This is a genomic window from Pseudomonas machongensis (assembly GCF_034961125.1).
GTDB lineage: Bacteria > Pseudomonadota > Gammaproteobacteria > Pseudomonadales > Pseudomonadaceae > Aquipseudomonas > Aquipseudomonas machongensis.
The window spans coordinates 1-4,289 of sequence record NZ_JAYFUI010000050.1 but is presented as its reverse complement, the minus strand read 5'-3'; the positions used below and the strand labels follow the sequence as shown (position 1 = coordinate 4,289).

Here is a 4,289-nt window from a genome sequence, read left to right as displayed (position 1 = left end):
CAACTTTCCTCGCCAACGATTTCTTCGTCGCCATCCCACAGCACTACCGTGCCGTCTTCCTCGACGCAGTAGTAATTGTCGCCGTCCTGGCAAAGGGGGATCAGGTCGCGTGGTACGCCGGCATCCCAGGCATTGGCGGCAACATCAGGCAGGTAGGTGTGCGACTGCGGGTCGGTGACAGTGACCGGCTCGAGGGAACCGTAGACCACGTCGCTGACGGTCAGCAGGAATTCCTTGAAGACGAAGGGAATGTTGATGAACAGCTGTTCTTCGATTTCGACCAGTTGGTCTTCGTCGGGAAGCTCCAGGGGCACGGGTACTGGCTCATTGGCTTCACGGAGTTGTTCGATCACTTCTTCCACAGTTCACTTCCTCTTACCTTGATGACAACGCTGCGCGTTATACCCTAGTAGCCCAGTGTGGCAAAAGCAAAAACCCCGGGACAGGCCCGGGGTTTTTCTGTGAAGCGCGTCAGAATCAGCCGTTCTGGCGGATACCGGCGAGCATCCAGGGCTGGTTCTCGCCCTGTGCACGCTCCATGTGCCAGCTTTCGCTGAAGGCCTCGCCCTGATCGAAGCGCGAGTTCTTCGATACGCCACGGAAGGTCAGGGTAGCGATGGTCTTGTCGGCGCGGTCGTCGACGCCTTCCAGTTGCACGTCGAGGTCGTCGATGTAGGTGGACTGGAAGCCATCACCTTGCTCGGCACGCTCACGCTTGAGGAACTCGAGCATTTGCGGGGTAACGAACTCGGCGATCTTGTCCATCTCGTTCGCATCCCAGTGCTGCTGAAGCGTCTGGAAGTGGTTGCGGGCAGCGGCCAGGAAGCTCTGCTCGTTGAACCAGGCCGGGGCGTTGATGACTGGCGCGGCGGCGACAGGCGCGGCCGATCCACCGAAGATCGATTGCGCAGGCTGTTGTTGCACTTCACGCTGGTAAGGAGCGTGGCCGGCGGCTGCGGCAGCTTGCGGCTGCTGCTGGCGACGGCGCGCAGCGATGAAGCGGAAGACCAGGAAGGCGATCAGGCCCATGATCAGGAAGTCGAGGATCTGCATGCCCTGGAAGCCGTCTCCCATGAACATGGAGGCGAGCAGGCCACCGGCGGCGAGGCCGGCCAGAGGGCCCAGCCAGCGCGAAGCACCGCTGGCAGCGGCCGGTGCACGGCCTGGAGCGGTCGGCGCGGCGGCAGGCGTGGTTGGGGAGGCCTGGCGGGTCTGGTGCATAGGCGCAGCGCCCGAGCTCTTGCCACCGCCGAAGCGCTTGGCGTTGGCGTCGAGGCTCAGCGTCAGGCCGACGCAGAGCGCCAGTGCGATGCTAAGAAAACGTTGCATAAGATGGGATTTCCCGTTTTGTGGATTGCACGCGCGTCATGGTGCACATGATCTAGGAGACATGGCTAGCGCAAGAATGTTTCGAGCTTTTGCCTGATCCTGTAATCCGCGTCTGAATCTGGCGTCTGAAAGAGCGTTGCAGGACGAGTCAGCGCGACTCGTCCTCAGATCGCTTCCAGCTTGGCATACCCAAGCATCAGCCACTTGCTGCCTTCGTCGAAGTTCACTTGCACGCGAGCCTGTGCCCCGGACCCTTCGAAGTTGAGGATGACGCCTTCACCAAACACCGAGTGCTGCACGCGCTGGCCAAGGCTGAACGCCGTCTGCGGGATGTTAGCGTTGGCGAACAGGCTGCTGGCCTGGGTCTGCGTACCGCCGAAAGGACGGCTGACCGAATTGGACAAGCGTACTTCCTGAACCAGACCTGCCGGAATTTCCCGTACGAAACGCGACACCTTGTTGTATGTCTCGCTGCCATACAGGCGCCGGGTCTCGGCGTAGGTCATGATCAGCTGGCGCATCGCGCGGGTGATCCCGACGTAGGCCAGACGGCGCTCCTCCTCAAGGCGGCCAGGTTCTTCCAGGCTCATCTTGTGCGGGAACAGGCCTTCTTCCAGGCCGACCAGGAACACGTAGGGGAACTCCAGGCCCTTGGCGCTGTGCAAGGTCATCAACTGCACACTGTCTTCGTGCTCGTCTGCCTGGGCGTCGCCGGCCTCCAGCGAGGCGTGACCGAGGAATGCCGACAGCGGCGAAAGATCGGCATCTTCCTCAGTGGATTCGAAGTTGCGCGCAGCGCTGACCAGTTCCTCAAGGTTTTCCACCCGAGCCTGGCCCTTTTCACCCTTTTCTTCCTGGTGGTAGATGATCAGCCCGGACTGCTCGATGACGGTCTGGGTCATGGTGTGCAGTGGCATCTCCATGACCTTGGTCGCAAGGTTTTCCATCAACTCGATGAAACCGCCCAGGGCGCTGGCCGCACGGCCTTTGAGTGCTTTGGCAGCGAGCAGCTGGCACATGGCATCCCACATCGACAGCTGGCTGTGGCGGGCATGTTCGCGGATCGCTTCGACCGTCTTCTCGCCGATGCCGCGTGGCGGAACGTTGATCACCCGCTCGAGTGCTGCATCGTTGCCGCGGCCTTCGAGCAGACGAAGGTAGGCCATGGCGTTCTTGATCTCGGCGCGCTCGAAGAAGCGCTGGCCACCATAGATGCGGTAGGGGATGCGCTCACGCAGCAGGGCTTCTTCGAGCACCCGCGACTGGGCGTTGGAGCGATAGAGGATGGCGATGTCGCTGCGCGAGTTGCCGTCCTTGATGATGCGCTCGATGCTTTCGACCACGTAGCGTGCTTCGTCGTGCTCGTTGTATGCCGCGTACAGGGTGAGGGGTTCGCCTTCGCCCAGATCGGTCCACAGCTCCTTGCCCAGGCGCCCGCTGTTATTGGCGATCAGGGCGTTGGCGGCCTTGAGGATGCCACTGGTGGAGCGGTAGTTCTGCTCCAGGCGGATCAGTTCGGCGTCGGGGAAGTCGGCGGTGTACTGATGGATGTTCTCGATCTTCGCACCGCGCCAGCCATAGATCGACTGGTCGTCGTCGCCCACAGCCATCAGGCTTTCGCCACCGCCGGCCAGCAGGCGCAGCCAGGCATACTGCACGGCGTTGGTGTCCTGGAATTCGTCCACCAGCAGGTGGCGGAAACGGCGCTGGTAGTGCTCGAGCAGGCCAGGATTGTCGCGCCACAGGTCGAGGGCGCGCAGCAGCAGCTCGGAGAAGTCGATGACCCCGGCGCGCTCGCAGGCCTGCTCATAGGCTTCGTAGATGCCGCGCATGGTCGCCAGGAACAGGTCGCCGCTGGCCTGGATGTGCTGCGGGCGCAGGCCTTCGTCCTTCTGGCCGTTGATGAACCACTGGGCCTGGCGTGCCGGCCAGCGCTGCTCATCCAGGCCCATCTCGCGGATCACTCGCTTGATCAGCCGCTGCTGATCGTCGCCGTCGAGGATCTGGAAATTCTGCGCCAGGCGCGCTTCCTGCCAGTGGGCACGCAGCAGGCGGTGGGCCAGGCCGTGGAAGGTGCCGACCCACATGCCAGCCGGGTTGATGCCCAGCAACTGCTCGATACGGTGACGCATCTCCGCGGCGGCCTTGTTGGTGAAGGTCACCGACAGAATCGAATGCGGCGAGGCCTGTTCGACCTGGATCAGCCAGGCGATGCGGTGCACCAGCACGCGGGTCTTGCCGGAGCCGGCGCCCGCGAGCACCAGTTGACGCCCACGCGGGGCTGCTACGGCCTGGCGTTGGGCATCGTTGAGGGAGTTGAGCAGTAGGGAGAGGTCATCAGTGTGCATCCGGCCATTCTAGGTTGGCGCGGGGGCTGCGGGCAAATGGTCGGGCATTTGTGAAATCATGACATACAGCAGTTTGGCCTGGCCTCGCGCTTGTGTATGCTCCGTGCACGTTCGCGGCTGACCATTATAAGAACACTGCCATATGACCCAGAATTGCGTGGTGATCGACGCATCACCCGAATCGACAAGGAGCGTTCGCAGGCAATTCGCAACCCAGCTCTCCATCGAGCGGACCCGCCTGCTTTACCAGGGCTCCTTGCTGCCCACCCTGTTCATGTTGCTCAACGGCTTGCTTTGCGCCTGGCTGCTGTGGAGCCCTGCCCGCTATCTGCTGGTCGGCGTGTGGATGGTCTGGTTGCTGGCGCTGGTGGCCTTGCGGGTGATCCAGGTGGCGGCCTTCGATGCGGCCTCGCCGGAGCGTCAGGCCAAGCCGACCTGGTGGCGGATGTTTCTGGGTGGTTCGGCCTTCAGTGGCCTGACGCTTGGATGTGCCGCCCTCGCGCTGGTACCGGTGGACAGTTTCGTCCAGCAGGCCTGGGTTTTCGGCCTGCTGGGCGCAGCGGCGCTGTCGGCGAGCGTCGCCTACGCGGTCAGCCTGCCGGCCTTTCTCAG

The 4,289-nt window shown here is 62.8% G+C and carries 3 protein-coding genes and 1 pseudogene; 1 reads left to right on the top strand and 3 read right to left on the bottom strand.

Annotated elements, in window-relative coordinates:
- The 3 genes from VA602_RS03425 to uvrD all read right to left on the bottom strand — a co-directional run.
- A partial coding sequence (locus tag VA602_RS03425) for an SMI1/KNR4 family protein (protein ID WP_323452472.1) occupies positions 1 to 362 on the bottom strand: 362 nt, incomplete at its 3' end.
- A 115-nt stretch (positions 363 to 477) separates the two neighbouring features.
- Positions 478 to 1,329 (bottom strand): Tim44 domain-containing protein, encoded by an 852-nt coding sequence (locus VA602_RS03420; RefSeq protein ID WP_054892980.1) that lies wholly within the window; start codon positions 1,327 to 1,329, stop codon positions 478 to 480.
- A 164-nt stretch (positions 1,330 to 1,493) separates the two neighbouring features.
- Entirely contained in the window at positions 1,494 to 3,677 is a 2,184-nt protein-coding gene (gene uvrD / locus VA602_RS03415) for a DNA helicase II (protein WP_323452471.1), read from the bottom strand.
- Positions 3,678 to 3,819: 142 nt separating this feature from the next.
- Between uvrD and VA602_RS03410 the strand changes: the two are divergent.
- Positions 3,820 to 4,289 (top strand): annotated as a pseudogene (locus VA602_RS03410) (diguanylate cyclase); the annotation flags it as partial.

Excerpts from the sequence above, each read along its gene's own strand:
- VA602_RS03420 (WP_054892980.1), bottom strand. The coding sequence starts at position 1,329 with ATGCAACGTTTTCTTAGCATCGCACTGGCGCTCTGCGTCGGCCTGACG.
- uvrD (WP_323452471.1), bottom strand. The coding sequence starts at position 3,677 with ATGCACACTGATGACCTCTCCCTACTGCTCAACTCCCTCAACGATGCC.